Origin of the sequence: Adlercreutzia sp. DFI.6.23, assembly GCF_024462535.1 — a bacterium.
GTDB classification, from domain to species: domain Bacteria; phylum Actinomycetota; class Coriobacteriia; order Coriobacteriales; family Eggerthellaceae; genus Adlercreutzia; species Adlercreutzia rubneri.
Genome location: NZ_JANGBP010000071.1, coordinates 1 through 451, shown reverse-complemented (window position 1 = coordinate 451; position 451 = coordinate 1). Strand labels below are relative to the sequence as shown.

The 451-nt window shown below is 59.2% G+C and carries 1 protein-coding gene; it reads right to left on the bottom strand.

The genetic code is table 11. The annotated features are described in order from the left end of the window. Positions 1 to 168 (bottom strand): transposase (locus tag NE591_RS12385; RefSeq protein WP_256156760.1); only part of this gene is annotated, 168 nt, incomplete at its 3' end. Positions 169 to 451 lie beyond the last annotated feature (283 nt).

Sequence of the window (451 nt, the reverse complement as noted above, 5' to 3'; positions counted from 1 at the left end):
CCCCTCGATTATCTCCACCCCCTTGTACCTGCACAGGTTGCGGAATATCTCGCCCAGCGAAACCCTGTATTGGCTGTATATCAGTTTGCGCCTATACTTCGGTGTGAACACGATGTGGTACTTGCACATCCACTTCGTGTGCGACAGGCTGTGTGCCTTGTTTGCCAAAACGGCCGCCTTTCCGGGCTGATACGACTTGAACACCCGTATCGTATCCCGACTGGCGGCGTTTTGACGCAAGGGCGGAGCCTTCTACGCGCACCCGCATAGCGGGTGGTTTTTTGCCCGCCGCGCTTCGCGCGCCGTGCAGGCTCACGAGCCTGAAAACGAGGAGGGCGTCCCGCTAACGGACGCCCTCCCGGAAGGATGACAGCCGGCAGGCTGTTATCAACGAATCTTAGGCCGCGCCGGGCAGGATGAGCATGGCGGCGGTAAGAATCACCATGCAAAC